The sequence below is a fragment of the Duganella sp. Root1480D1 genome (assembly GCF_001427305.1).
Classification (GTDB): domain Bacteria; phylum Pseudomonadota; class Gammaproteobacteria; order Burkholderiales; family Burkholderiaceae_D; genus Rugamonas.
Genome location: NZ_LMFZ01000048.1, coordinates 48,312 through 74,248 on the forward strand (window position 1 = coordinate 48,312; position 25,937 = coordinate 74,248).

The 25,937-nt window shown below is 60.8% G+C and carries 31 protein-coding genes; 20 read left to right on the forward strand and 11 right to left on the reverse strand.

Translation table 11 applies throughout. The features are described from left to right. Positions 1-101 precede the first annotated feature (101 nt). Together ASD58_RS26655 and ASD58_RS26660 are read right to left on the reverse strand one after the other, a co-directional pair. Positions 102-485, reverse strand: a complete 384-nt coding sequence (locus ASD58_RS26655) for a hypothetical protein (protein WP_057264902.1) — start codon at positions 483-485, stop codon at positions 102-104. After that, entirely contained in the window at positions 482-3,721 is a 3,240-nt protein-coding gene (locus tag ASD58_RS26660) for a winged helix-turn-helix domain-containing protein (RefSeq protein WP_057264904.1), read from the reverse strand. The genes ASD58_RS26655 and ASD58_RS26660 overlap by 4 nt, the downstream gene beginning before the upstream one ends. A 213-nt stretch (positions 3,722-3,934) precedes the next feature. Between ASD58_RS26660 and ASD58_RS26665 the strand changes: the two genes are divergently transcribed. Beyond that, complete coding sequence (locus ASD58_RS26665; protein WP_057264906.1) at positions 3,935-4,390, forward strand: DUF1579 family protein; 456 nt, start codon at positions 3,935-3,937, stop codon at positions 4,388-4,390. A 117-nt stretch (positions 4,391-4,507) separates the two neighbouring features. On the opposite strand, the gene ASD58_RS26670 is transcribed toward ASD58_RS26665, so the two are convergent. The 3 genes from ASD58_RS26670 to asd all read right to left on the reverse strand — a co-directional run bounded on the left by ASD58_RS26670 (position 4,508) and on the right by asd (position 6,167). Next, positions 4,508-4,936, reverse strand: a complete 429-nt coding sequence (locus tag ASD58_RS26670) for a DUF5615 family PIN-like protein (RefSeq protein WP_057264908.1) — start codon at positions 4,934-4,936, stop codon at positions 4,508-4,510. Further along, complete coding sequence (locus ASD58_RS26675) at positions 4,933-5,244, reverse strand: DUF433 domain-containing protein (RefSeq protein WP_162253068.1); 312 nt, start codon at positions 5,242-5,244, stop codon at positions 4,933-4,935. Before ASD58_RS26675 ends, ASD58_RS26670 begins: the two co-directional genes overlap by 4 nt. Positions 5,245-5,315: 71 nt before the next feature. Beyond that, entirely contained in the window at positions 5,316-6,167 is an 852-nt protein-coding gene (gene asd, locus ASD58_RS26680) for an archaetidylserine decarboxylase (protein ID WP_057264912.1), read from the reverse strand. 92 nt (positions 6,168-6,259) lie between these two features. Between asd and ASD58_RS26685 the strand changes: the two genes are divergently transcribed. The 5 genes from ASD58_RS26685 to ASD58_RS26705 all read left to right on the forward strand — a co-directional run bounded on the left by ASD58_RS26685 (position 6,260) and on the right by ASD58_RS26705 (position 11,589). Next, positions 6,260-8,398, forward strand: coding sequence for a TonB-dependent siderophore receptor (locus tag ASD58_RS26685; RefSeq protein WP_057264914.1), 2,139 nt, complete (start codon positions 6,260-6,262; stop codon positions 8,396-8,398). Between the two features lie 191 nt (positions 8,399-8,589). Beyond that, a complete protein-coding gene (locus ASD58_RS26690) occupies positions 8,590-8,883 on the forward strand; it encodes an H-NS family nucleoid-associated regulatory protein (RefSeq protein WP_057264916.1) in 294 nt (97 codons plus the stop codon). A gap of 61 nt (positions 8,884-8,944) precedes the next feature. Further along, entirely contained in the window at positions 8,945-10,231 is a 1,287-nt protein-coding gene (locus ASD58_RS26695) for an amidohydrolase family protein (protein WP_057264918.1), read from the forward strand. Positions 10,232-10,237: 6 nt separating this feature from the next. Beyond that, complete coding sequence (locus tag ASD58_RS26700) at positions 10,238-10,852, forward strand: LON peptidase substrate-binding domain-containing protein (RefSeq protein ID WP_057264920.1); 615 nt, start codon at positions 10,238-10,240, stop codon at positions 10,850-10,852. A gap of 50 nt (positions 10,853-10,902) precedes the next feature. Next, positions 10,903-11,589, forward strand: coding sequence for an FMN-binding negative transcriptional regulator (locus tag ASD58_RS26705; protein ID WP_057264921.1), 687 nt, complete (start codon positions 10,903-10,905; stop codon positions 11,587-11,589). Here ASD58_RS26705 and ASD58_RS26710 read toward each other — a convergent pair. Further along, on the reverse strand, positions 11,576-12,529 hold the full coding sequence (locus tag ASD58_RS26710) for a DMT family transporter (RefSeq protein WP_057264923.1): 954 nt from the start codon (positions 12,527-12,529) through the stop codon (positions 11,576-11,578). The genes ASD58_RS26705 and ASD58_RS26710 overlap by 14 nt on opposite strands. A 61-nt stretch (positions 12,530-12,590) precedes the next feature. On the opposite strand from ASD58_RS26710, the gene ASD58_RS26715 reads away from it, so the two are divergent. Then, entirely contained in the window at positions 12,591-13,922 is a 1,332-nt protein-coding gene (locus tag ASD58_RS26715) for an erythromycin esterase family protein (RefSeq protein ID WP_057264925.1), read from the forward strand. Here the strand turns inward: ASD58_RS26715 and ASD58_RS26720 are convergent. The 3 genes from ASD58_RS26720 to ASD58_RS26730 all read right to left on the reverse strand — a co-directional run bounded on the left by ASD58_RS26720 (position 13,869) and on the right by ASD58_RS26730 (position 15,801). Beyond that, the gene (locus ASD58_RS26720; protein ID WP_057264926.1) at positions 13,869-14,171 is read right to left on the reverse strand and encodes a DUF1294 domain-containing protein; all 303 of its coding nucleotides are present in this window, start codon (positions 14,169-14,171) and stop codon (positions 13,869-13,871) included. The two genes, ASD58_RS26715 and ASD58_RS26720, sit on opposite strands and share 54 nt — an antisense overlap. Then, positions 14,171-15,190, reverse strand: a complete 1,020-nt coding sequence (gene trpS, locus ASD58_RS26725; RefSeq protein WP_057264928.1) for a tryptophan--tRNA ligase — start codon at positions 15,188-15,190, stop codon at positions 14,171-14,173. The genes ASD58_RS26720 and trpS overlap by 1 nt, the downstream gene beginning before the upstream one ends. Before the next feature lie 197 nt (positions 15,191-15,387). Next, positions 15,388-15,801 carry a thrombospondin type 3 repeat-containing protein gene (locus ASD58_RS26730; RefSeq protein ID WP_057264930.1) on the reverse strand — a complete coding sequence of 138 codons (414 nt, stop codon included), beginning with the start codon at positions 15,799-15,801 and terminating at the stop codon, positions 15,388-15,390. Positions 15,802-15,934: 133 nt separating this feature from the next. On the opposite strand from ASD58_RS26730, the gene ASD58_RS26735 reads away from it, so the two are divergent. The 13 genes from ASD58_RS26735 to ASD58_RS26795 all read left to right on the forward strand — a co-directional run bounded on the left by ASD58_RS26735 (position 15,935) and on the right by ASD58_RS26795 (position 24,244). Beyond that, the gene (locus tag ASD58_RS26735) at positions 15,935-17,824 is read left to right on the forward strand and encodes a CocE/NonD family hydrolase (RefSeq protein ID WP_057264932.1); all 1,890 of its coding nucleotides are present in this window, start codon (positions 15,935-15,937) and stop codon (positions 17,822-17,824) included. Next, complete coding sequence (locus tag ASD58_RS26740) at positions 17,821-18,546, forward strand: hypothetical protein (RefSeq protein WP_057264934.1); 726 nt, start codon at positions 17,821-17,823, stop codon at positions 18,544-18,546. Before ASD58_RS26735 ends, ASD58_RS26740 begins: the two co-directional genes overlap by 4 nt. A 97-nt stretch (positions 18,547-18,643) precedes the next feature. Then, positions 18,644-18,877 (forward strand): hypothetical protein, encoded by a 234-nt coding sequence (locus tag ASD58_RS31525; protein WP_156401511.1) that lies wholly within the window; start codon positions 18,644-18,646, stop codon positions 18,875-18,877. A 170-nt stretch (positions 18,878-19,047) separates the two neighbouring features. After that, the gene (locus tag ASD58_RS32005; RefSeq protein WP_057264939.1) at positions 19,048-19,428 is read left to right on the forward strand and encodes a hypothetical protein; all 381 of its coding nucleotides are present in this window, start codon (positions 19,048-19,050) and stop codon (positions 19,426-19,428) included. Continuing rightward, positions 19,403-19,858, forward strand: coding sequence for a hypothetical protein (locus tag ASD58_RS26755; RefSeq protein WP_156401512.1), 456 nt, complete (start codon positions 19,403-19,405; stop codon positions 19,856-19,858). Before ASD58_RS32005 ends, ASD58_RS26755 begins: the two co-directional genes overlap by 26 nt. 66 nt (positions 19,859-19,924) lie before the next feature. Then, positions 19,925-20,302: a hypothetical protein gene (locus tag ASD58_RS26760; RefSeq protein WP_057264942.1), complete on the forward strand. Its 378-nt coding sequence runs from the start codon at positions 19,925-19,927 to the stop codon at positions 20,300-20,302. 27 nt (positions 20,303-20,329) lie between these two features. Further along, the gene (locus ASD58_RS26765) at positions 20,330-20,620 is read left to right on the forward strand and encodes a hypothetical protein (RefSeq protein ID WP_057264945.1); all 291 of its coding nucleotides are present in this window, start codon (positions 20,330-20,332) and stop codon (positions 20,618-20,620) included. Between the two features lie 51 nt (positions 20,621-20,671). Further along, on the forward strand, positions 20,672-21,076 hold the full coding sequence (locus tag ASD58_RS26770; RefSeq protein ID WP_057264947.1) for a hypothetical protein: 405 nt from the start codon (positions 20,672-20,674) through the stop codon (positions 21,074-21,076). 59 nt (positions 21,077-21,135) lie between these two features. Then, complete coding sequence (locus tag ASD58_RS26775) at positions 21,136-21,579, forward strand: hypothetical protein (protein WP_156401513.1); 444 nt, start codon at positions 21,136-21,138, stop codon at positions 21,577-21,579. Positions 21,580-21,640: 61 nt separating this feature from the next. Next, positions 21,641-22,639: an MBL fold metallo-hydrolase gene (locus tag ASD58_RS26780; RefSeq protein ID WP_057264950.1), complete on the forward strand. Its 999-nt coding sequence runs from the start codon at positions 21,641-21,643 to the stop codon at positions 22,637-22,639. After that, the gene (locus tag ASD58_RS26785; RefSeq protein WP_057264952.1) at positions 22,623-23,234 is read left to right on the forward strand and encodes a hypothetical protein; all 612 of its coding nucleotides are present in this window, start codon (positions 22,623-22,625) and stop codon (positions 23,232-23,234) included. The genes ASD58_RS26780 and ASD58_RS26785 overlap by 17 nt, the downstream gene beginning before the upstream one ends. After that, positions 23,227-23,718 (forward strand): hypothetical protein, encoded by a 492-nt coding sequence (locus ASD58_RS26790; RefSeq protein ID WP_057264954.1) that lies wholly within the window; start codon positions 23,227-23,229, stop codon positions 23,716-23,718. Before ASD58_RS26785 ends, ASD58_RS26790 begins: the two co-directional genes overlap by 8 nt. Then, positions 23,705-24,244, forward strand: coding sequence for a hypothetical protein (locus ASD58_RS26795; protein ID WP_156401514.1), 540 nt, complete (start codon positions 23,705-23,707; stop codon positions 24,242-24,244). The genes ASD58_RS26790 and ASD58_RS26795 overlap by 14 nt, the downstream gene beginning before the upstream one ends. An 8-nt stretch (positions 24,245-24,252) precedes the next feature. Here the strand turns inward: ASD58_RS26795 and ASD58_RS26800 are convergent, their stop codons facing one another. Both ASD58_RS26800 and ASD58_RS26805 read right to left on the reverse strand, forming a co-directional pair. Beyond that, positions 24,253-25,113 (reverse strand): EamA family transporter, encoded by an 861-nt coding sequence (locus ASD58_RS26800; protein WP_057264958.1) that lies wholly within the window; start codon positions 25,111-25,113, stop codon positions 24,253-24,255. Then, positions 25,113-25,937 (reverse strand): ABC transporter substrate-binding protein, encoded by an 825-nt coding sequence (locus tag ASD58_RS26805; RefSeq protein ID WP_057264960.1) that lies wholly within the window; start codon positions 25,935-25,937, stop codon positions 25,113-25,115. The genes ASD58_RS26800 and ASD58_RS26805 overlap by 1 nt, the downstream gene beginning before the upstream one ends.

Genomic DNA, 25,937 nt, shown 5'->3' on the forward strand with positions numbered 1-25,937 from the left:
TATCTTCCGGAGGCCAAGTGCCTGATTCGGCGAAAAAAAGCCCTGTGCCAAAAGCACAGGGCCGACTGGGGTGCAGCACGATACGCGCTGCCTTGCAGGGCTTAACCCTCAGGCTGGTTGGCCACTTCCGGATCGAAGGAGCCGCGCTTTTCTAGCGACATCTTGTCGTAGACCTTGAGCGTGATGAAGATCGACCCCGGCTCGGACACTTCGTTGCAAACGGTGAGCATCTTGCCGCTGCGGCTGATGGTAATGGTGCCAAGCTGCGACACGTCGCCCTTGATCTCAGGCGGATCGAAACGGTAATCGCACTGCTTGTCTTTCGGTTGGGTGAGCTGGAAGTTGAGGATGGTGTCCCGTGCACTGCAGTTGATCAGTTCGACGCAGTTGGGCAGGAGCCTGCCGGTCTCGTCTTCAGTCACCGTGACGACGATGTTCTTAAAAGATGCCAGGGGAATATACGGTTGCTGGTCGTAGAAACTCATTGCGCTTCCTTTTGATTGAAGTTAAGGGCCAAGGCTGGGACATAGCGGACTTGCTGGTGCTGCATTTTGTTCAGTTGTGCTTCTGCCATGCTGGCTGCGACCTCATCGCCGGCGCAATGCGCAGCACGCGCCCATTGGGACAACTGGCGGAATTCCGTTTCAGCGCCAAGGTCGGGCTTCAGCAGGCCGGCAGCCTGCTGGCAGGTGTTGCGGGCCGTGGCGCTATCCTGTTCGCTACGCTTGAACTCGGCGCGCAGCAGCAGGGTGCTGGCCAGCGAATCGCGCACAAGTGCATCCGTTGGCGCCACTTCGTGCAAGTGTTCGAGGGCTGCTGTGGCTGCCGCCAGCTGCCGGTTGGCTTCGTCGCGCTGCTGCAGCGACCAGTAGAGCTTGGCGCGTTGCTCGGCAGTCAGGGCGACCAGGCGCTGAAGGTTCCATTTCTTGGGCTCCAGCCGGACCAGCTCCGCCAGCTTCGCTTCCAGCGCTTGCAGGGCTGCAATGCGTGCGGCGGGTGGCGCCTGCCCGATCTTGATCTGCTCCAGTTGCACGGTGTAGAGCGCAGACTGCCAGCTGCGGTTGCTCGGGTCTTGCCTGGTTACCGCCTGCAGCAGCGACTCGGCGGTGGTGTAACTGTCGCGGGCGGCAGCGGTATCGCCGCGTTCGGCAAGCAGGCTGGCCTGGTGCCAAAGCGCGAAGGCGTAGCGCTGCGTCCACTGCGCATTGGCGGGCACTGCCTGGTGCAGGGCGAGGGTGAGCTCGGCTTCGCGCTGGTAGAGCGTCATGGCTTCCTGCACCAGGCCGAGCTTGGCGCATGCGCTGGCCAGCCAGGACAGGCTGTTGGCCAGGTCCATCTGCAAATCCTGCCGGCCGGGATTGCGCGCCAGGGCGCGGCTCTTCAGGGCAATCGATGCTGCGAATTCGTCCGCCGCATGACGGGTAGCGCCACGCCGCAGGGCCACGGTGCCCAGGTTGCTATGGGCATAGGACTGCTCGATCCAGCCGTCGATATCGCTTGGATCGGCGGCCGCCAAGCGGTTGCTGAAGTCGAGGTATTCGCTGAAGTAGCGTTCGGCAGCCGGCCAGTTGCGCTGGTCGAGGTCGATCTGGCCCAGCCAGAAGGCGTTGGCGCCGAGCGACTTGAGCAGGGACTTGTCCGGCGCAGCCTTTTCGTCCCAGCGCGAATACAGGATCTGGCGCGCCGCCAGCAAGGCCTTGGCAGCGCCGGCCGGGTCGGCCCGCGCCACCTTGATCTCGGCAATGACCTGCAGCGCCTTGGCTCGCTGCACCAGGGCGTTATCGTCATCTTTCGGATGCGCCGTGGACAGGTAAGACAGGGCGCGATTGCTGACACTGTCGAGCAGGTCGAGCCGGCCGATAGGGCGCAGCTTGTCGGTGAAGTCGCCCAGCATGAAGCCCATCAATTCCTCGGCTTCGATGCGGTGCTGCTCGGACGCCTTCTGCGAGGCCTGCGCCCACAGGCCGAGCACACTGGCCAGTAGTGCCAGCGCCGCCACCATGGCCAGCAGCGCGGCACGGCGCCGCTCATCGCGTTGCGCGCGCCGCAGCGATGCATGGATATAGTCCCGGTCCAGCGCGCTGAGCTGGAATCCCGGCGTTTGCAGCAGGTCGCGTGCCTGGTTCACCTGGGTGCCGCGCGGCAGCAGGAAGTCGCGGCTGCGGCTGCTCGACTGCCAGCGCGCCGCCTGCAGGCTGATGCGCGTGCGCAGTTGCAGGGCGTGGCGGTGGTTTTCGATCCAGGCAACGGCGCGCGGCCAGCGCCGCAGCAGGGCGTCGTGCGCGATGCCAAATGTCGGTACACCGGCGGTCAGGTCGCTGACGAACAGGCGGGCCTCGACCATGGCCTTGGCCAGCGCCTGGCTGGCGGCATCGGCCAGCGTCGCCCAAGGCAGGCGGCGCGAGGTCACCGGCAGGTCGTCTTCGGAAATGCAGACCAGTTGCGCCAGCATGCCGGGCAGGGCGGCAACCTGGGCCTCGTCCAGTGCCTGCGTCACCTGTTCCGCGCGTGCGCCGATCGCCCCCTCGATGCCACCCAGCGTGCGGAACACGGCGAAGCTCAATTCGCCGTCCGGGCCGCGTTGCTGGTACAACTGTTCCAGGCAGTACTGCAACAGCGGCAGCATGTCCGAGCGCGACTGGGCTTCGGCGCATAAGACTTCGTCCAGGCCGAGCCCGCTGTCCGGATCGGAGGCGAAGTGCAGGTTGGCGGCCAGTGCGGGCTGGCGGATGATCTGCGCGATCTCCGCCAGATCGGGCGGATCGAGGTCAATATGGCCGCCGCGCTGCTTCAGGTGCTTGAGTGGCGGATAGTTCGATAAATGCGGGTAGAAATCGTTGCGGCAGGCGAGCAGCACGTCGACGAAGCCGGACTGCGCCAGTTGTTCAAGGGTTGCGAGGAAGGCCATGCGCTCTGCCTCGTCTTCCGGCGGCAGGCGGAAGATGACTTCGAGGCTGTCGACGAAAAGTGCCAGCTTGTGCCCGGCCAGGCGCTCCTGCAATTGGGCCACCATGCCGGCCGTATCGTCGCGCAGGCGGCTGGCGAGGCTGGCTGCGCTGTCGCGCTCGAACGGCAGGCCCTGGCCGGCTTCGGCATCGAGCAGCACACTGCCGAGGGCCAGCAACAGGCCACCGTCGCCCATGTCGGCCAGGTCGAGGCACAGCGCGCAATCGCGCTCGAGCTGGGGCAGGACTCCGGCGCGGATAAGGGATGTCTTGCCCGACCCCGAGGCGCCGAGCACCAGCAACATGGCGCAGCCCTTGCCGGCCTGCTCATGCAAGCCATCGGCCAGCTGCCTGATCGCTGCCTTGCGGCCGAAGAAGATGGCGGCGTGCCGTTCGTCAAAGGCTTGCAGGCCGCGGAATGGCGAGGCGTGCAGCCATTCCCCGGCGACGCCTTCATAGTCGCGGACCACCTGGGCCACGGTCCGGTAGCCGCGTTTGTGAATGGTTTCTATATAGCGCGGCGTAGCGCTGGAATCGCTGAAGGCCTTGCGCAGTTGGGCGATGGCTTTGTGGATCGGGTTATCGCCGAAGGCGGTCGAGCCCCAGCATTCGTGCAGCAGCTGCTGCGCCGACAGGACTTCGCCCTGTCGCTGGCACAGGAAGAGCAGGACGTCCATCACGCGCGGCTCCAGCTGCCGCGTCTCTACCCCGTTCTCAATGGAGTTCGAAGCAGGATCGACCTGCCATTCGCCAAACCTGAAGCTCTTCACCGTCATTGTCTATGGGTCCTCGGTATAAGCCAGCGGAAAATATTGTGGGCAAGGCGACGGTTGACTCGCTTTTGCCGATGGCGCGATAAGACTGAGTGCGATCTTGCCACAAGGTGCTGGCCGGAAAATACGCGGTTTGTCACACTCTGGCCGTTCTTGCCCGCTGCCGGGGTGAATGTCATACTCGCGTTGCACATTTTCCGGGGGACGGATTCAAACATGAACGATGCATGCAGCTATCTGGAACTCTTTGCCGGTTCCTGGACCGGCGAGGAGGAAATCGCAGCTTCCAAATGGGGCGAAGGGGGCGTGGCTATCGCCTCGGTCACTGCGCGGCTCGACCTCGGCGGGCGCGTGCTGATTCAGGATTACAGTGCGCAACGCGATGGCAAGCCGTGGTTCCATGCGCATGCCGTGATCGCGTTCGACCAGCAAACCTCCGCCTTGAGCCTGCATTGGTTCGACAGCATGGGATTCGTCCCCGCCGCACCGGCGCCAGGGGAGTGGGATGGGCGTGCACTGCGATTCGTGCGCAGCTCGCCGCGCGGGCAGACGCGCCATACCTACGTTTCCATTGGACCGGCTTCATATGAGCTGATCCTGGAAAGTTCGTTCGACTCGGGCGCCAGCTGGCTGCCTGTGATGATGGGGCGCTATTCACGGGTGGGCGCCTGAAGTGCCGATAAGAACTCCTGGAGCTCATCGAAGAACTGTCGCAGCGTGAGCACGCTTACGCCAGCTACTTGCGTCGAGCACGCCCGCGCGAGATTTTGGCCGCGGGCATGACTCTCGTCACAAAGGTATGGGACTAAACGCGATTTCGTAAACGTCCACAACGAGATCGCCGCCTTCGCACTGAGTTACTTCAAGCGCGCGGTTAATGAAGTCGGGGAGAGGGGCAAGATGGTCCAATGCGCAAAGGAACAGCCGTTCTTCATCGGCGATGCCAAGCTGGCGATACGAGTTGAGGCAAATGAGCCCGGGATGGATGTCGAGCTTCGCGTACAGGCCACCAGGATTTTGGAATCCGTGCCCGCGAAAGTCTCTTGCATTGCGCGTCACTAACACATAGCCATCGGTTAATAGCTTGGGCAGCAAGCGCCAATCCGGCATTCCCAGTAGACCGCAGTCTCGTGCACAGGTTGCTTCGTGCCCAGCGTTAATGGCAGTTACCACCAGATGCGGCGACAGGCATTCATCGATGAAGAAGCGAAAGCTCATTGCCCTTTGAAAGGGACTATGGTCCTGCGGATCAGCTTCCAGCCCGGGTTCAATTCACCTAGGCTCCGGCTAGGAGTCCAGGGATGAAGTTGTGCGTATATTCTGGCCGCAGCAACGAGTTCTTCAGTGATGAAGGGGAAGGATTCCTTAACCTGATTAAAGCTCATTCCGCTGTCGAAGAAGCCCAGGACTGCATCGATGGGTGTTCTGGTTCCTCGAAACACCGGCTGGCCTCCGAGTATGTCATCGGAAGCTGTGATGGCCCTCAGTGCGTCCTCTTCGACTTCGGTTTTGGCAACAATATTCATGACGCCTCCCACTGCCAGTTTAGACCAAAGAGAGGCGAAGCATATTTGCGGCGCATCAAGCGCCATACCGCTTACTTCCGGTTGGCCATCATCTCACCCAGGCGAACCGGGCCGGCCGGTCGCCATTGATCGTTGAAGTGCAGCGTATCTTTCGGGAACAGCATGACGACGGTGGAGCCGAGAAGGAAGCGACCCATTTCTTCGCCTTTCTTGAACACATACTCGTTCTTCTTATAAGTCCATTCGGTCACCTTCTGCAGGCGGGGCGGATTGACGACGCCGTGCCATGTGGTGGCCATGCTGCCGACGATGGTCGCGCCCACCAGTACCAGCACGAATGGGCCGAAGGCGGTATCGAACTCGCACACCACGCGCTCGTTGCGTGCGAACAGACCCGGCACGCCGCGGGCGGTGGTCGGGTTGACGGAGAACAGCTCGCCTGGCACATAAATCATACGCTTCAAGCTGGCATTGCATGGCATGTGGATGCGGTGGTAGTCGCGTGGGCTCAGGTACAGGTTGGCGAAGCTGCCGTGTTCAAAGTGTTTGGCGAGCGACGCGTCGCCGCCGACCAGGGCAGTGGTGCTGAATTTGTGGCCCTTGGCCTGGAAGATCTGGTCGCCCTCAATCGCGCCGAACTGGGAAATGCGGCCATCGACCGGGCAGACGAAGTCGGCCTTGGCCAGCGGGCGGGCACCCGGCTTCAGCGCGCGGGTGAAGAATTCGTTGAAGCTTTGGTAGCTGGCGATGTCCGAGTTGGCCGCCTCGTCCATGTTGACATCGTACTTGGTCACGAACCAGCGGATCAGGCGGGTCGTCTTGTCGCCCGCCTTGGCACCCGCCACGCGGCCAGCGAAGTTGGTCAAGGCGCTTTTCGGGAGCAGGTATTGCGGCAATACGGCAAGTCGGGACACGGTTGGCATTCCAAAGATTGAAGATCCCGAATTATATCCTTGCTACCGTTTGCACCATAGGGTACAGTTGCGGCCAAGAATTATTTTCATTTTTTGCAATAATGATTCGCCTGACACTTGCCGCAACCGCCATCCTCGCCGCGACCCAGGCCATGGCCGAGGAACAGAAGCAGGAACCCGTCCAGAAAGTCGAAATCAAGGGCGCGGCCGAAGCCTATAACCCCCGCAAGGACGACACCGCCAGCAAGATCATCGTCAGCAGCGACGAATTGAAGCGCTATGGCGACACTTCGATCGGCGATGCGCTGAAGCGCGTGCCGGGCGTGTCGGTCGGCGCCGGCGGCCGCGATATCCGCATGCGCGGTCTGGGCAGCGGCTACACGCAAATCCTGTTGAATGGCGAACGCGTGCCGACGGGCTTCAATATCGAGACGCTGGCGCCCGACAGCATCGAACGCATCGAAGTGATTCGCGCCGCCAGCGCGGAGTTCAGCACCCAGTCGATTGCCGGCACGATCAATATCGTGTTGAAGAAGGCCGTCAAGACGGCGCAACGCGAGCTGAAGTTCGGCGTGAGCCACAGCAAGGAGGCGACCAACCCGAACGGCAACCTGATCCTGTCGGATAAGGACGGCAATTTCTCCTATTCGGTCAACCTGGGCGGCGGCCGCTACGAATTCGACCGCAACGGCCTTAACGACGAAGAACTAATCGACCTGACCGGCAAGCCGCTGCTGGACCGCCGCATGCTGACGCATGACCGCGGCCATGCGCGCGGCCTGGAGTTGTCGCCGCGCCTGAACTGGAACCTGGAGAATGGCGATACGCTGACTTCACAGTCCTTCATCAACCGCAATGTCTTCAAAAGCGCGATTGACCGCGGCTACGAGGTTGACGTGGGCCAGGCGCCATTCTTCGATGCCGTGCATATCAAGAATGAAAACAAGAACCTGTTCGGGCGCACTGACCTGAATTGGGTGCACAAGTTCGGCGAGGGCGCCAAGCTGGATGCCAAGATTGGCGGCCACCGCATGCGTACCAACGGCAAGTGGTTCGAGTCCGATGCGCACGAAGGCGCGCCCAACCTTCAGCACGACGTTTTCAGCGGCGTGCGCGAATGGGGCATCAGTAGTACCGGCAAATATTCGACGCCGATCGGGGCCGATCACTCGCTGGCAGCAGGCTGGGAGGCTGGTTACACGGACCGCGACGACTGGCGCAAGCAGCGCGACCTGTTCAGCGCTGACGGCGCGCGCGACGACAAGGACGAGGGCTACCAGGCTTCGCTGCGCCGCGCCGCCGCCTATGTGCAGGACGAATGGAGCGTGAGCAAGGTTTGGTCGGTCTATGCCGGCTTGCGCTGGGAGGGCATCCATACGCAAAGCTCGGGCGCCGGCTTCGACCCGGTCAGCAACCGCAGCAGCGTATGGAGCCCGCTGGCGCAAACCCTGTACAAGCTCCCCAACGGCAAGGACCAGCTGCGTGCGGCCCTGACCCGTACCTATAAGGCGCCGCAGGCGTCCACGCTGTCCGGCCGCCGTTTTACCGCCACCAACAACAGCCAGATCGAGCCAGACTGGATCGGCAACCCGAAGCTGAAGCCGGAACTGGCGACGGGCATCGACGCTTCGTATGAACTTTACTGGGGCGAGGGCGGCTTATTCAGTGTGGCCGCGGCGGCCCGCCGCATCAGCAACTTCACGCGCCGCAGCGTGTTCCTGGACGACACCGGCCGTTGGGTTTCCACGATGACGAATAATGGCCGCGCCGATGTGCGCAGCGTAGACGTGGAACTGAAATTCCCGATGAAGGCGGTGATGGACAAGGCGCCGGCGCTCGACGTGCGCGCCAGCGTAAGCCGCAACTGGTCGCGTGTCGATTCGGTGCCGGGCCCGCACAATACGCTGGACCAGCAAGTGCCGCTGACAGCCATTTTCGGCCTCGATTACAAAACCCCGGATGGCAGCTGGAGCATGGGCAGCAGTTTTAACCTGCGTACCAATGGCGAAGTCCACGTGGAATCGAATCGATATAGCTGGGCATCGGTAGCGCGCCAACTGGATGCTTACCTGGCCTGGAAACTGGATAGCAAGACGCAGTTGCGATTCTCCGCCTGGAATTTGCTGAAACAGGATTACCGATCGAAGACTATCTACAATACGGATATTGGATCGTTGAGCGCGGAACAGACTAGTTTTGGCGTGCGTAATATACGCCTGCAACTGGAGATGCGCTTCTGAAAGTAAATAGTTGTCTTATACCGGGATTTAATAGAAATGAAATAAAAAGCGCCGCCTGTCAAATGTGTGGCGCTTTTTTTTTAATATGGTTAAATTATGTAGATAAAATCATCGCAACTATGGTACATTGCGGGAAAGAAATCTCACACTTTGTCACACTTTGATTTTTCATACACTTAGGGTAAAGAAAGATGACAACCTACCAAGAATACCAAGCGAAAATTGCTGAATTGCAAAACCTGGCGGCAGATGCGCGCAAAGCCGAAGTGCAAAAAGCCAAAGAACAGATCTGGGCGCTCATGCGTGAACACGACGTGACGCTGGCTGATCTCGGTCCAGCGGCCAAGAGCAATAAGCCGGTCAAGCCGCGTGCCCGCGTGCCAATGAAATACCAGGACCCGGTATCGGGGTCCCAATGGACCGGCCGTGGCCGGGCGCCGAAATGGCTGGAAGGCAAGAAGAAGGAAGACTTCCTGATTAAATAAGCCGATCACGGCGAGAGGGGCGGATTAATATCCGCCCTTTTTCTTTTTATACGGCGAGAATATGTCGAGCTTAGCTTTGCGGCCGCTGCTGGCGGCTTTTCTGCTTTCCTTTGCCTCATCCGTGCTGGCGGCCAGGCCGGTGCTCCTGACGCCTGAGCGCGTCTGGACGGGCGAAGGAGCAGCCCACGCTGGCTGGTCGGTACTGGTGTCAGATGGCAAGGTGGCCGCTGCCGGCCCGACGGCCGGCGTCACGGTTCCGGCTGACGCCGAGCGCGTGGCCTTGCCGGGCAAAACGCTGCTGCCCGGCCTGATGGACCTGCATTCGCATGTTCTGCTGCATCCGTATAACGAAACGAGCTGGGACGACCAGGTGCTGAAGGAGCCGGAAGCCTACCGCGTGCTGCTGGCTGCGCGCCATGTGCAGGCGCAGCTCCAATCGGGCTTTACCACCTTGCGCGACCTGGGTTCGGAAGGCGCTGGCTATGCCGACGTTTCGGTCAAGCGGGCGATCGAGGAGGGCGTCTTGCCCGGCCCGCGCCTGTTCGTGGCGACGCTGGCGATTGTGGCCAGCAGCAGCTACGGCCCGAATGCCAGGTCCTACCGGCCGGACATGGCGCTGCCAGTCGGCGCCCAGGAAGTGACCGGCGTCGACGAAGTGGTCAAGGCGGTGCGCGAACAGTCGGCACGTGGCGCCGACTGGATCAAGGTGTACGCCGATTACCGCACCGGCCCGGATGGCTCGGCACACGCCACCTTCAGCCAGCAGGAGCTTGATGCCCTGGTGACGACCGCCCACGGCTCCGGGCGGCGCGTATCGGCCCACGCGGCGACCGATGAAGGAATGCGCCGCGCGGTCCTGGCGGGCGTGGACACCATTGAACATGGCTATGGCGGCAGCGAAGCCACCTTCAAGCTGATGGCCGAACGCAAAGTTGCCTATTTCCCCACCCTGGCCGCGCCGGAAGCGACCAGCGAGTATTTCCAGAAGCATGTGCGGGGTGGGGCGCCGACGCCTTCGATGCAGGCTGCGGCAAAGGCTTTCCAGCTTGCGCGCAGGGCCGGAGTGACAATTGGCCTGGGCAGCGACGTCGGCGTATTTGCCCACGGCGGCAGCGCGCGCGAGGCGGAGTGGCTGGTCAAGCTGGGCATGACGCCAACCGAGGCGCTGCGGGCGGCGACCGTGGTCAATGCCGCGGTGCTTGACCGGGCCGGCTCACTGGGCCAGATCAAGCCGGGCTACCTGGCCGACCTGGTGGCGGTGGAGGGCGATCCGACGGCTGATATTACGGCCTTGTACCATGTTGCCTTTGTGATGAAAGGCGGCATTGTCTATCGAAACGTGCGATGATGAAGTATGTCCGCGATCCCCTTATTCCCGTTGCATACGGTGCTGTATCCGGATGGGTACCTGCCGTTGCAAATCTTCGAGGTGCGCTATCTCGATATGGTGAAGCGTTGCATCGAACATAAGGAAGATTTCGGCGTCGTCGCGCTGGTGCAGGGCGATGAAGTGCGCAAGCCGGACCAGCACGAAACCCTGTGCGCGGTCGGCACCATGGCGCATATCGGGGAATGGAAGGCGATCATGCCGGGCCTGATGCAGTTGCGCTGCTGCGGGCGCCAACGTTTCCGCATCGTTTCGGCCGAACAGCTAAAACATGGCTTGTGGATGGCCGACGTGTCGCCGATCGAGGACGATATGACGGTTCCCGTTCCTTCCGAGCAGCAGGATGTGGCGGACAGCCTTGGCATCCTGATCCAGACCTTGCAGGAGCGTGGCATCCCCGCCGGGCAGATGCCGATGCAGGCGCCGTACCGCCTGCAGGAGGCGGGCTGGGTGGCGAATCGCTGGTGCGAACTGCTGCGCCTGTCGCTGTCACAAAAGCAGCTTTTGCTGGCGCAGGAGAATCCGGTACTGCGGCTGGAGCTGGTGCAGGATGTGATGGTCGAACATGGCCTATTGAATTAGGCTATCGCTGGCTCTATGCGCGTTCCTGGCCCCGGCGTTACACTGGACGCATGTACCTGCCTACTGCTTTCGCTGAAGACCGCCTTGAAGTCAAACATGGGCTGATCCGGGCGTATCCGCTCGGGATGCTGATTATTCCTGGCGCTGCGCCAACTGCGGACCTGGTGCCATTCGCGCTTTACCCCGATGAGGGCGAGGTCGGCCTGGGCGTGCTGCGTGCGCATGTTGCGCGCGCGAACCCGGCCTGGCGTGCACTGGCCGGGGGCAGCGGCGAATGCCTGGTCGTGTTCCAGGGACCGGAGGCGTATATCAGTCCTGGCTGGTACGCGTCCAAGGCCATTTCCCATAAGGTGGTACCGACCTGGAATTACGCGATGGTGCAGGCGCGCGGAGTGGCGCGCGTGGTGGAAGATGCAGCCTGGCTGCGGCGGCAGCTCGGCGACCTGACGGCCGTGCAAGAGAATGGCTTGCCGGAGCCTTGGGCAGTGTCGGATGCGCCGCCCGATTTTGTGAACGGGCTGCTGAAGGCGATTATCGGGATCGAGATTCCGATCGCATCGCTCGTGGGCAAGTGGAAAGTGAGCCAGAATCGCGGCAGCGCGGATGCCGAGGGGGTGGTGGCGGGCCTGAAGGCGCGCGCCGCGGCGGCCGGAAGCGAGACGCCGGCGCCCGATGGCGCGGCAGCGATGGCTGCGCTGGTCGCGCAGCGCATCGCCCCGGACGTCAAGCCGGGCTGAGTTCTTCTTCCTGGGCGTGAACGTGCATTGACCACGTTACACCGGCGATCAGCAGCACGATGGCGGCGATTTCCAGTGGACGCGGAAATTGCTGCTTGTAGATAAAGCCGTACATCAGCGCGAACAAGGTCTCGAACAGGATCAATTGCCCGGACAAGGTAATCGGCACGCGGCGGCTGGCGATATTCCACAGGTGGTTGCCGATCACCGATGCGCCGAGGGCCAGCAGGCTATTGCAGATCCAGAACAGGGTCCAATCGCGTCCCGATGCCGCGCCAGCAGCGCCGGTCACGTCGGCGTGGAAGATGGCGAAGGCAATCCCGCCCACCACCAGGGCAATCAGGCCGGTCGATAAACCATACAGCGCCGACCATTCCGCGCTGCTGTAATGCGGATTGCGTTTCAGGTAGCGCGCATTATCCAGCGTGTACCAGCTCCAGCACAGCAGGGCGCCGGTCGCGCACGCCACGCCGATCACCGTATTCAGCATCGATGCGCCGGCGGCCGCGGCATGCTGGAACACGTCGATATTGATGCAGGCGATGCCCGCGCCGGTCACCAGCAAAGGCATGGTCAGTTGGCGCAGCGGTACCGCGCCGTGGTCGTTGCGCCCCATCAGGGTCACGGCAATCGGCAGCACGCCGATGATCAGGGAGGTCGGCGCCACGCCGGCCAGCTTCACGCCCAGCGCCAGGAACATGTAGTAGACCAGGTTGCCTGCCAGTGCGTGCCGCAGCAGCGCGAAATAGTCATCGCGCTCGAGCCGGCCGACCAGGTTGCGCAAGCGTGGTAGCATCAGGACCAAGGCAATTGCGCCGTAGGCGACATAACGGCCGACAGCCATCTCCAGCGGCGTAAAGGCCGACAGCAATTCCGGCACGATGAACACCATGCCCCACATCGCGCCCGCCAGCAGGCCGCACACCATACCAGTCCACATGCAATATTTCCCTATTTAAACCTGCGACAGTTTCGCACAGCTTGCGATATCGTGCTGAATCATGGACAAGACGTTGATCGCCGCGTTGCAGCGCGAGGCGCGGCCACTGGAAACGGCGGAGGACCTGGACTTCCTGCTCGACTGTATCGGCGACGCATCGCTGGTGCTGCTGGGTGAAGCCACCCATGGCACCCGGGAGTTCTACCGCTTGCGCGCCGACATCAGCAAGCGGCTGATCGTCGACAAGGGCTTCGACGCGATCGCGGTCGAAGCCGATTGGCCGGACGCCCTGCGTGTCAGCCGCTACGTGCAGCATGGCGGCGACGACATGAGCGCCGACCAGGCACTGTCAGGCTTCAAGCGCTTCCCCCAATGGATGTGGCGTAACCACGAAATCGTGGACCTGGTGAACTGGCTGCGCGTGCATAACCACCACGTCGCCAGCCCGGCGCGCCGCTGCGGCTTCTACGGCCTGGATTTGTACAGCCTGCAGCAATCGATGCACGCTGTGATTGACTACCTGGACCAGGCCGACCCGCAAGCGGCAGCCCGCGCGCGGCAACGGTATGGCTGCATCGACCACTTTGCAGAAGATCCGCAGCGCTACGGCTACGCGACCAGCTTCGGCATGAAGCCCGACTGCGAGGCCGAAGTGCTGCGCCAACTGGTCGACATGAACCGCGCCGCCAACGAGCACCTGCGCACCGGCATGGTGCCGGATGAATTCTTTTATGCCCAGCAGAATGCGCGCGTGACGCGCAATGCGGAGGTGTATTACCGTGCCATGTTCAAGGGCCGCGACGAATCGTGGAATGTGCGCGATTCGCACATGGCGGAAACGCTGCAAGCTTTGCGCGAGCATCTCGGCCAAGCCATCGGCAGGCCGGCACGCATCGTGGTGTGGGCGCATAACTCGCACCTGGGCGATGCGCGCCATACCGAAATGGGCAGGCATGGTCAGTTGAACCTGGGCCAGTTGGTGCGCGAGCGTTATCGTCCGCAGGACAGCTTCCTGCTCGGTTTTACCACCCATGCCGGCAGTGTGACGGCGGCCAGCGATTGGGATGGGCCGGCCGAACTCAAGTCCATTGTGCCGTCGCGGCCCGACAGCGTCGAGCACGTGCTGCACGAGGTGGGAGTCCCGGCCTTCCTGTTGCCGCTGCGAGGCCGCAGCAGTGCTCTGGCGCGGGGCGGCACTCGTTTGCTGGAAAGGGCGATTGGAGTGATCTACCGCCCAGATACGGAGCGCATGAGCCATTACTTCTTCGCCGACGCTGCGCAGCAGTTCGATGCGCTGATCCACATCGACCGCACTACGGCGCTCAGGCCGCTGGAGCGGTCAGCCCTGTGGCACCACGAGGAGCCCGCCGAAACTTATCCATCCGGCTTGTAGCGCGGCGAGGACTGCCAGGTTCACGACTACGGTGAGCCAGAACTTGGCCAGGAACGAGGTTTTGGACGATTTGTGGCGCAGGAGCTGCTGTGCCGCGAAGCCGCCGGGCCAGCCCCCGGCCAGCCCAAGGAGGAGCAGGGTGCGCTCGGGCGTGCGGCGACGGCACTGGCGAGCCGCCGACTTGTCCAGCGCATAAGCAATGAAGCACACCGCGCTGGCGACTGCATACAGCGCGGCGGCAAACAGCATCAGAAGTAGTTCAGGCCGAGGGCGGCCTTCACTTCATCGGTGGTGCGGGCGGCGACTTCGCGCGCGCGCATGGTGCCTTCCTTCAGCACTTGCATGATGTAGCCCTTATCCTTGGCCAGCTCTTCGCGGCGGGCGCGGATCGGTGCCAGCATGTCCTGCAGCACGGCTTCCAGGCGCTTCTTGACGACGGAGTCACCCAGGCCGCCACGCACGTAGTGGTCCTTCATCTCCTGCAGGCTGGCCTTGTCGGTGTCGAAAGCATCCAGGTAGATGAAAGCGACGTTGCCTTCCAGGTGGCCAGGATCCGAGACCTTCAGGTGCAGGGGATCGGTGTAGACCATTTTCACGGCGGCAGTGATTTCGGCTGCGCTGGCGCCCAGGTTGATCACGTTGCCCAGCGACTTGGACATCTTTGCCTTGCCATCGATGCCAGGCAGGCGGCCCACTTCCGGCACTACGGCCTTGCACTCGACCAGGATGTCCTTGTTGGCCAGGCGGTTGAACTTGCGCACGATCTCGTTGGTCTGCTCGATCATCGGGATCTGGTCTTCGCCGACCGGCACGACGGTGGCCTTGAAAGCCGAGATGTCGGCAGCTTGCGAAGCTGGATAGGTCAGGAAGCCGGCCGGGATGTCGCGCTCAAAGCCGCGCAGGACGATTTCCTGCTTCACGGTCGGGTTGCGCTCCAGACGGGCCACGGTGACCATGTTCAGGTAATAGAAGGTCAGTTCGGCCAGTTCCGGGATCTGGGACTGGATCAGGATGGTCGACTTGGCCGGATCGATGCCGCAGGCCAGGTAATCCAGCGCCACTTCCACCACGTTACGGTGCACCTTGTTGGTGTCTTCCATATTGTCGGTCAGCGCCTGCGAGTCTGCCAGCATGATGAACTGCTTGTAGTCGTCCTGGTAGGAGACGCGATTGCGCAGGCTGCCCACAAAGTGGCCGAGGTGCAGCGGACCGGTCGGGCGGTCGCCGGTAAGGATAATCGGTTTGGGGTTGGATGCTGGCTGGCTCATAGGGTACTTTCTGCTTGCCCCTACCGATTGCGCCAAGAAAAACGCCACCTGGACAGAGGCGGCGTTGATATTAAAATCACATCACTTTTCAGTGGCCGCGCTAAGTCAGCGGCGCCACCAATTGCGGGAGAACAGATGTGATTGGATAAATTTCATCCCGCAATGGTTACAGTTCAGCGCGGCCCTGTCAAGCCCGCTCAGTAGCGGTTCGGGTTATTCGGCCGCGCGTCCACCCGGTTTGGCACGCCGTCGTTGTCGCGGTCGCGGTCATAACGGTTGGGGATGCCGTCGTGGTCACGGTCGCCGCGTTCCCAGCGGCCACGCTCCATGCGCCAGCGGCCATTGTCCATCTGGGCCCAGGCCGGTTCTCGCCAGTAGTAGCCGTGGCGGGCGCGCACGTATTTGCCGTTGACCCAAACGTGACGATGGCCATTCCAGCGCCAGTAGCCGGGCGTCCAGACAAAGCCGTTACGGGCGGGAGGGACGACTTCGTCACGTGGTGGCGGCGGGGCAACACGAACCACGACCACATCGGCGCTGGCAACCGGCGCCAGGGTCAATCCGCCGCCCAGGGAAGCTGCCAGAATGGTGGCAAAGAGTAGTTTTTTCATGTTTGGCTCCTTCCATTACTTGGTAGGGGTATTTTTGCTGAGCCTGCCCGACACGTATGTGCGCGCACTAGCTTTCATATTGGCATTGGTTTTCTAGTAATATTGCAAAAGTTTATGCCCTACCGGAGTCCCCATGCGTAGCTGCCTCACCCTTATTTCCCTGCTGCTGGCTTCCCATGCCGGCGCGCAAACCTCGCCCATGGCGCCGGATATCGTGCCCGGGTTCGATGCGCCGCAAGAGCAGGCCGATTACATCAAGCGGGTGGTGATGGTCCCGATGCGCGATGGCGTGCGGCTGCATACCGTGATCGTGGTCCCCAAGGGGGCCAGCAAAGCGCCGATCATCCTGACCCGCACACCGTACAGTGCAGACGGCCGTGCGCGGCGCAATGCGAGTCCATATATGCAGTCCACGCTTCCGCAGGGCGACGAAGTGTTCGGCCGCGATTTCATTCGCGTGTTCCAGGACGTGCGCGGCAAATACGGGTCGGAAGGCGATTACGTGATGACCCGCCCGGTGCGCGGCCCGCTGAATTCCAGCCAGACCGATAACGCCACAGATGCCTGGGACACCATCGACTGGCTGGTGAAAAATGTACCCGAGACGAACGGCAAGGTCGGCATGATCGGCTCTTCGTATGAAGGCTTTACCGTGCTGATGGCGCTGACCGACCCGCATCCGGCATTGAAAGCTGCCGTGCCAATGAGCGCCATGGTGGATGGCTGGCGCGGCGACGACTGGTTCCACAACGGTGCTTTCCGTGTCAATACGCTGGACTACATCGCCAGCCAGAACACGGTAAAGGGCCGCGGCGAGCCGCTGGCGACCGGCGCCTACGATGATTACGACGTGGTGTTGCGCGGCGGCTCGGTGGCTGGCCTGGCCCGCAAATATGGCCTGGACCAGCTCAATTTCACCAGGAAGCTGTTTGAACATCCCGCCTACGACAGCTTCTGGCAGGAGCAGGCGCTGGACCGCATCCTGGCCAAGCGCCCGCTATCGGTGCCGACCATGCACGTAGTCGGGCAGTGGGACCAGGAGGATATCTACGGGACCTACGTGACATACGCCGCACTGGAGAAGCAGGACAAGGACAACAAGCTGAATTTCCTCGCAGTCGGGCCGTGGCGCCACAGCGGTGTGAATTACGATGGCTCGGGACTGGGCGCGCTGCAATTCACCGGCGACACTGCGCTGGAATTCCGGCGCGACGTGATGGTGCCATTCCTGAAGCAGTACCTGCTCGATGGCGCGCCCGCAGCGGATACGCCACCGGTGCTGTCCTACCAGACAGGCAGCAACAAGTGGCAGCGGCTGGCGCAATGGCCAGTGTCGTGCGCGAACGGGTGCGCATCTGCTGCGAAGGCGGTGTACCTGCAGGATGGCTTCAAGTTGGCGTGGTCGCAGGCCGGCAACACCAAAGGCTTCGATGAATACGTGGCGGATCCGGCCAAGCCGGTGCCGTTCGTCCCGCGCCCTGTTCGCATGGGCGATGAGAATGTGTGGAAGCCATGGCTGGTGCAAGACCAGCGCTTCGTCAGCGACCGCACCGACGTGTTGAGCTATGTATCGGAACCGCTGAAGGAACCGCTGGTGCTGTCCGGCGCGCCGCAGGTGCACCTGGTGGCGTCGACCTCCGGCAGCGACGCGGATTGGGTGGTGAAGGTGGTCGATGTCTATCCGGACGAAGTGCCATCGCAAGCTAAGCTGGGCGGCTACCAGTTGCCGCTGTCGATGGACATCTTCCGCGGGCGCTATCGCGACAGCCTGGAGAAGCCGTCGGCCATCCCATCGAACAAGCCGGTGCAGTTCAACTTTGCGTTGCCGCCAGTGAACCACGTTGTACTGCCCGGGCATCGGCTGATGATCCAGGTGCAGTCAAGCTGGTTCCCGCTGTATGACCGCAATCCTCAGACCTTCGTGCCGAACATCTTCCTTGCGACGCCAGGCGACTACAAGAAGGCGACACAGCGCGTGTTCCATGGCAGCTCGATCGAACTTCCGGTGGTGGAGAAGCAATGAGCGTTCGCAGCAAATTCTTTGGGTTGGCGCTGGTGCTCTTGTTGTCCGCGTGCGCATCCGCTCCGCGGCGGGAGGTCGCGGCGAATTATGTTTCGCCCAACTTTGTGCTGCCAAAGCCTAACTCCTTGATCGTCCTGCTACCGGCACGGGCCGAGACGGAGGATATGGGGCCAGGGGCCACCATGCTGATGAATGCACTGCATCGGCATTTGAATGCTGCCGGCTACAAGGTGGTGGCACTTGATCAAGCAAGTCATGACGCTATCTGGAGCCAGGAAGTCGAGGCGGTTGGCGGCATCTATGATCCGAATAGTGGCGCAGTGCGCCAACGCGAAGTAGCCCAGGCGATTGGCCATCTGGTTCAACGCGTGTCAGCCGAAACGGGGGCCTCCCTTGTAATCATGCCTCGGCTGCAATTGCGCGAGGCCGAGATTTCCGGCATGTCTGCACTGTGGGACGGCCAGCAGCGGCGTGTGCCCACGTTTGGCACGGGAGCCGGTACGTTCACTCAAAGCGGTTCAACGCTGGGCTTGTCGGTTAGCCTGCAAATGCTCGCGACCAGCGGGGAAACGGTAGTGAGTAGCTTCGGTGGCGCTTTGCTTCCATACCGGGTAAATGCGAGAACTGCCAAGAATGAGGTCCGCGCCGATTTGTTTGCCAACGATTCCGAGATTGCAGAGGGAACGGCAATTGCGCTGGCTCCCTTGCTGGGCAAGCGATAGCTTGACCTTGTCAGATTTACCTTGTGGACTCTAGAAAGGAGGTTCGTTCAAATGCTGCAAACAGCAAACTACCGAATCACAAATAATGGAGCAACATATGCAAGTACACATCTTCAGGGGACCGGGCCGCATTTTCGCCTTCACCGCACAACCATCGGGTGAGAACCTGCCGCAGAAGTATGCACCGTGGTCGGAATTCAAGACCATCGAACTTCGCAAGGATGAGCACACGCCAGGTGTAGATGCGAACGAGTGCCTGAGCGACATCGAGACTTATGGAGTACACGTCACCGATGCGCACGCCCGCATTACTGAGGACGCAATTCGTTAGGCGATTTGCACACCAGTTGGTGGCTTCGCCCACCAACCACCGGTCTGTCGCGACGAGTTGTGGCAGATCGGTGATGCAGCGCTGATCGGCGCACTGTAATTGCTCTTCGCATTGAGCACTCTTTTTAACAATTTGCGCCATCCACATGATGGTGAGTAAGGCAGCGGACCATGGCATCCTATTCTGAAAGGAGCGGACGTGCCCCTTCGTTCGAGGTCGAATATCGATTTCTCTCCGCTGATGAAGGCGGCCGCACGCTACCGCCTCACCAGCATACCCGTTGGGACTTTTTGTATGAAGGCGATGACGCGGAACGGGATGGGATCTGGATGATCTGGCCGGAGTTCATTTCGGACGATCGGCAGGCCTTGCCGGATGGCGTGGTGCCAATGGAGGGGCGGGCTCTGATGTTCATCGTCAACCTTGACAACGAGCGCTTGCACCGGGAGCGAATTTCAGTCGGTACTCGCGGTGCGTTTGTTGAAGGCCCGAAGCGAGTCGCGGAGTGCACGGTGGTCGCGCTACATGGCCTCGCACGTGTCGTTGAGTAAAAGCTTTTTCGGTAATCAGATGGCATTGGAATATTTGAGCTTATTTCTCCTTGCAGGAAATGTGATGAGCGCCGGCGATGCTCGAACTGAACCCACAGTCCTCATGGTGGATATCAACCACTTCCGGACAGAGCAAGTTGAACGTGGGCGGGCAACTGCGAAGGACGACATCGCGAATGGACGCCAAGCATTCTATTTGGGCACTTGCAGCTTTCCTTCTCCTGCGTCGAAAGCCGAAGTTCGAAGAATCGAGCGCACAAAGAGAGGCTTGATGAGGATTGAGGTCAAGCCCAGGGAGTACGATGCTTGCAACGATGTGATTGAGCCAGCTGTGCGGATAGAAGCGTTCGTCGAAGGCTATAACGATGTTAGCGGTGCGGAACTATCCCGTCGTCACGGTGAAAATTGGTACCAGAAGGTAGGGCAGTAGGATGGCGAGTCGCCGTTCATTGAAGATTGAACACCATCGGAAGCAATTGATAACATTAGGGACCATATGCGTTTGATCCGCATCGCAATCTATTCGACAGTTTTGTCAGTGTTGACCAATGCTGGCTTTGCCATGGCGGCGCCGCCGGCGAACAACTCGGAACCACTCAAATGCGAATCCGGTCCGGTTACCAGGGTGTTCGGGAACTCACAATGGCTAGTTTATGGTTGCGTTGACGGCCGCTCAATGGTCGCCGTTACTGCACCTGGGAATTCGGCATTTCCGTTTTATTTCATGGTCTTTGAAGGACCTAAGGGATATGAAGTGGTGGGTGAGGGAACGGGAAGCAGGGACGCTTCAGCAGGCGCCTATTCCGAGCTCAAGGCTCTTACGGTGCAAGAAATTAAGGCACTGATTGCCGAAGCCGGCCGGGTTAAGAAATAGTGCACAAACTCTTGAAAGAAGTAGCAAATGGATGAAGCAGTCAGACGCGAGATATTGACGTTGGCCAGGGCTGCCCACGACCTGACCGAATCATCCTACCAGGAGATCCCGTCGAAACGCGGCGAGTCGGGATGGAATGAAAAGCAAAGGGTTCTACTTGCTGACATGGCGCTTCATCTGCTGCAAACGGCACTTAGGGAGGGTGAGATGTCGGAAGAAGGGCTGAAAAGGAACCTGTTTTCTATCTTGACGATTTCCGACCAAATGATTCCTGGCCATGAACTGAAAACTGTCGCCGACAAGCTGTACTCCGCTTAGGCCGGTTGCCATGGCACGAGAGCGCAATTTTGTTTCAGAAGGGATCGGGGCATGCTTCGGATAGAAGAGAACGAGAGCGAGTATACGGACGATTTTGCGGATACAGGCGAAATCGGCGAGCTCGCGCGCGGCGACATTTATGAAGGGGAAAACGGCGTGGCGTTCTACAAGGCGCGCTGGTTCTCTGAAAGTAAAAGCGAAATCGAACTGCTGATCGTGCTGGCTCCGATCGCGGCGAATGGAGGTTATTGTTCTCTCGCTTTCCGATATGGATCCGACAAGCTTCGATTGGTAGAGCCGTCCGGCATCTGGATCGACTGGACGCCGGTCGCACTTCCCATTTCCCTGCACGAGGCCAACACGATTCACACTGGAGCCCGGGATCAAGCGCTTCAAATTGCTGCGTTTGTCCTTGAGAATGACAGCGCAATCCGCGAGTATGCGAAGGTGTGGTGACTGACCGATGAAGGGGCTGGATGCGTAGACGGAGTGAAATTGGGAGCATAGCGAGCGGCATGTTGCATTCGTTCGTAAGCCGGAACAATAATCTAGGAGGTTATTGGGGCATCGGTGTGCTTTACCTTTATGCGCAACAAGTGGGTGAGCTGACGGTAACGCTTGATATCTTGAGCGGATCAGTGGATCCGCCGGCTGCCCGTCTGCCGCGCATATACCAGCAGCCGCATTTCGCGGGACTCATTTGGCAGTACAGAACGATGCTGCATACCTTGCTGAACAAGCGCGATGTGCCGCATGCCTGGGTTGCCGAGGCAGTATTCCGCATCGAATTCGAGAGCCAGCTCGCCGAACCGGCTTATCCGAGTGCTGGTGAGAACTCCAGGGCATTTGCATGCAGCCTGTCGGTCAAGGACGATCTTGGACGGCTGCGTGTGTTTCGCGTCGATGGTTGGTGCTGGCCTCATAATCCTTGGCGAGAGTCGAAGAGTGCACAGGCGTGATAGATTTGAGCGGCTTAGACTCAAACATTACTGAACTTGTTGAAGACAGGGGGAAATACAATTGAAGTATTCAGCGGTCCTTCTCATTGCTGCTGCGCATACTGGTGTCAGCGCGGCCGAACCTGTTGTAACTGGGGGCGCAGCGCCGAAAGCGCAAGCGCCGTATACATTTATCGAAGGCAAAGTACCGGAAGACGTGCAGCCGGATGGGAATTCGATTGTGTTCGAAGGGCCGAACGAGATGCTGGTCATCGATACCGGCCGCCACCCCGAGCACACCGACAAGATCATTGCCGTAGCAAAGGCGCGAAACAAGCCGATTACAGCCATCATCAACACGCATTGGCACCTTGATCACGCGACTGGCAATGCCCGCATTCGCGCCGCGTACCCAGGCGCCAAGCTTTATACAAGTACGGCCGTTGAGGGCGCGCTGAAAGGCTTCTTGATCCGGAACGTTGACAAGGCAAAGGCTCGTCTGGACGATCCATCCGTGCCCGAACCGCGCAAAGCCGATACCCGCTTGTACCTGAATGCGATCAATGATCCTGCCAACCTGGTTCCCGACCATCCGGTGAAGGGAACGATGTCAGTCAAGCTGGGAGAGCGCGAGTTGAAGCTGCACCTGGCACAGTACGCGGCCACCGAGGGCGATGTATGGGTTCATGATCCGGCCAGTAAGACCGTCTTCGTCGGTGACCTGGTGGTGGTGCCGCTGCCATTCTTCGATACGGGATGTGCGGAAGGGTGGCGCGAGGCGCTGGCCGAGATTGACCGGCTTGATTTCCAGACTTTGGTGCCGGGGCACGGCCTGCCGATGGATCACGCCACATTCTCCAGCTACCGTAGTGCGTTTGATGCCTTCACAGCGTGCGCGGAGAGCAGCCAGCCTACGGCAAGCTGCGTCGCGACCTGGATGCAAAAGGGGGCGCAGTTCGTCGCCATGCATCCGGACCCGAAATATTCCGAGGATGCGCTGGCCTATTACGTAGACCAGGTGCTGCGGGTGCCCGCAAAACGCTCCGAATACTGTGGAAAACCGAATGCAAGTTCACGATAAGCTGATTAAAGAAGCCGCCAAACGCCATTTGGCGCCGCTTGGCGGGATCCAGAAGGGCCGGTCCCGGATCTGGCTGGTGGATTGCGGGTGGTACGCAGCGGTGGTTGAATTCCAGCCCAGCTCCTGGAGCAAAGGCGCTTACCTGAACGTAGGCGCGCATTTTCTATGGAGTTCGACGACTGCCATTTCATTCGACTTTGGTTATCGAAAAGAAGGTCACGTGGAGTTTGTGGACGAGCAGCAGTTTGCTGCGGAAGCAGACCTTCTTGCACAACGGGCGGCGCAGGAAGTAGGGTTGTTGCGGACGAAGCTTCACAGCCCGCTGGCCGTGCATTCCATGACTCCCAAAAATACTGGGGAAGAGTGGATCGATCGCTTCCATCGCGGCGTCTCGCTTGGATTGGCGGGGCGGGCTGCCGATGCTGCATTCGTCTTGGATTCTAAGCAAGAGGAGTCTGCTCAATTGATTCCGCTTCTTCCAGATGCGACGGCGTTCGAGAAGAGGATCGTGGAGCAGATTGAGGTTCGTCGCAATGCGCTGAAGTTGCCGGCGCTGAATGGAGCGCTGTGGAATTTGGGAACGACTAATGCTTAAACTGTATAAATTTTCAGCGGGCAAGAAGGAATATTGGGAGACCTGGGAGAACGAAAACGGGTCCCACACGGTCCATTGGGGCGAACTTGGCACACGAGGTGAATCGAAGAACGTGAAGAAGACACTGCTGAAGAATGCTGAGAAGCAGATTCAGGCAGAGATTGATTTGATCATGGAAGACGGCTATCGGTCGATTGCTGATGATGATCATCGCACACTGTTGATCGAGTACGCGGTGCAGGGAATGGGTTCTGCGGAAGACCTGCAGAAGCGCCATCGGCTGCAAGAGCGGATGGATGAAACGCTAGGTTGGACCGGCCTGGGCGCCTGCGATGGCGGCAGCATCGGCAGCGGATCAATGGAAGTATGCAATTTCGTGGTGGATTTCGAGATCGCAAAGCGCGTCATTGAGCAGGACCTGGCAGGGACTGAATTTGAGAATTACACGCGAATCGTTGACGAGAACGCGTGTGATGAAGACTAACTTTACGGGCTCGGTCGCAGGCATGCGCAGCGGTTACAGCGAAACGGAGCTGGCCCAGATTTCACGCCTGTACGACATTGAGATTGCCGGGGATTTCCGGCTGTTCCTGTCGGAAGCAGGACGGACGTCAGGTTGTGGACTGGGCGAGGGCGCATTTGGGCTTGAACTGGACTTCTTTCCTTACGGTTCATCCAACGTAAGGTTCCAGGTCCTTCGCCAGCACCAATTGCGGGAGGATTTCTTGAGCCTCGCCTTCGACGAGATGAAGGCCCAACAGCAGTACGATATCAACAAGACGAAGATGAACGAGTTCGTTGAAGGAAAGCCGTTCTTTCTCTCTTGTGAAAACCAGACGCATTACTTCTTTATTTCGACAGCCGAAGGCAACGGCCTGGTTCATCGATTTGATGAGAACAGCGGGGATGTGATCCGGTCCGAGTTCAGGCTCGAAGAGTACCTGGCGAAGATCCTGGTTCCGACTGAGCCCTCGGGGCGCATATGGTGCGGCGAACTACTTGTCCCGTAGCTGTCAGGTCAAGCAAGCCGCATCAGGACTGCGCCGGCGGCGATTGCTGCGATGGCAAAGGCGCGTTTGCTGCCGATACGTTCGGCGAGGAAGAATTTCGCAATCAGCGCTGCAAACAGGATGGAGGTTTCGCGCAGGGCTGCGACGGCTGCGAGCGGCGCGACGGTCATCGCCCACAGCGCGAGCCCGTAGGCGCCGAGGGTGCCGGCGCCGCCGAGAATGGCGACTTTCCAGAATTGCCTGGCGTAGTCGCGCAACTCGCGTGCGCAGCGCAGGAGGCACCAGGCCAGCAGTCCGATAGCACTCAGGACGTGCAGCCACATGACGTAGGCGGCTGGAGCCGTGGACGCTCGGACCCCGAGGCCGTCGACCAGCGTGTAGGCGGCGATGACGAGGGCATTCAGCAAGGCGTAAGCGCTTGAGCGAGGGCGGGAGCTGGCGTCTTCGTCGCCGGCGCCCGCGGCCCGGGTCGCGAACCAGAGGCCAAAGATGCCGCCGCTGATGCAGGCCACTGCCGCATATTGGGTGAGGCTAAGGTGTTCGCCGAGCAAGGGCACGCTGGCGAGTGCGACCAGGAGCGGCGCGCTGCCGCGCATCAGCGGGTAGGCGTGGCTCATGTCGCCATGCCGGTAGGCGGCGGCCAGCAGGCCGTAGTAGGCGTAATGGATGATGGTGGAGGCCAGTGCGTAAGGCCAGCTTGCGGCGGCCGGTTGCGCGAGGAATGGCAGCAGCGGCAGCGAGATCAGCCCGGCGCCGCTTGCGACCAGCACGCTGCTCAGGAAGGGATCGCGGCCTTTCTTGACCAGCGCATTCCAGCCGGCATGCAGCAGCGCGCCGCACAGGACGATGGCGACAACCGAGGGCGCCATCAGCGGGGACGCACGCTTTCGGCCAGGATTTCTGGCCGATGGTAGCGTTGGAAGCCTTCCATCACCACGTTCGACTTGGCGGCACGCTCCAGCAATTCGAGCAGCACGGCGCGGTCATCCGGATTCAATGAGGAACGCGAGACGTAGACGCCGGTCTGCTGCCAGGGTAGCTCGGGAATCGGCTCCAGGCGCAGCCGGTCCAGCATGCCGTTCACCCGCGTTTCGCGGTTGATGGCGCCGGCCAGGATGGTCGGTCCCATGATCGTGATGTCCACCGCGCCAACGTATAGCAGGCGTGCGATGGCGCTTGGCTCTACCTCGGTGAACAATCGTCCCTGGCGCGCCAGTTCGCGCACGATGGCCTGGTAAGCTTCGCCGTAATCATAACCGCGAACGATCGCCACGCGCAGGTCGCGCCGGTCCAGCAGGTCCTGGGCATTGGTGATCTGGGGCCGCGGGCTTTGCAGGGAGATCAGCACGGCGCGGTGTCCAACCATCGGCACGAAGATGCCGTTGACGTCGCGTGCCGGGGTGCGGGTAGCAGGCACCAGCAGGTCGGCTTTGCCGGATTCAAACAGCAGCTCCTGGCGCGCACGCGGGACCGAGATGAAGGTGAAATGGCAACCGGCGCGCGGGCCGAGGCTGCGGAATATCTCGGGATAGATTCCGCTATAGGTTCCGTTGCTGACAATGACGCTGACGCCGGTGGTGGAGACCGGCACCACGATGTCGCGCGAGCAGTCGGCATGCGACGGCAAGGCCGCCGCCGCAAAGGGCAGGGCGGCGAGCAACTGGCGGAAGAAGCTGTGCGCGCGTGCGGTCAT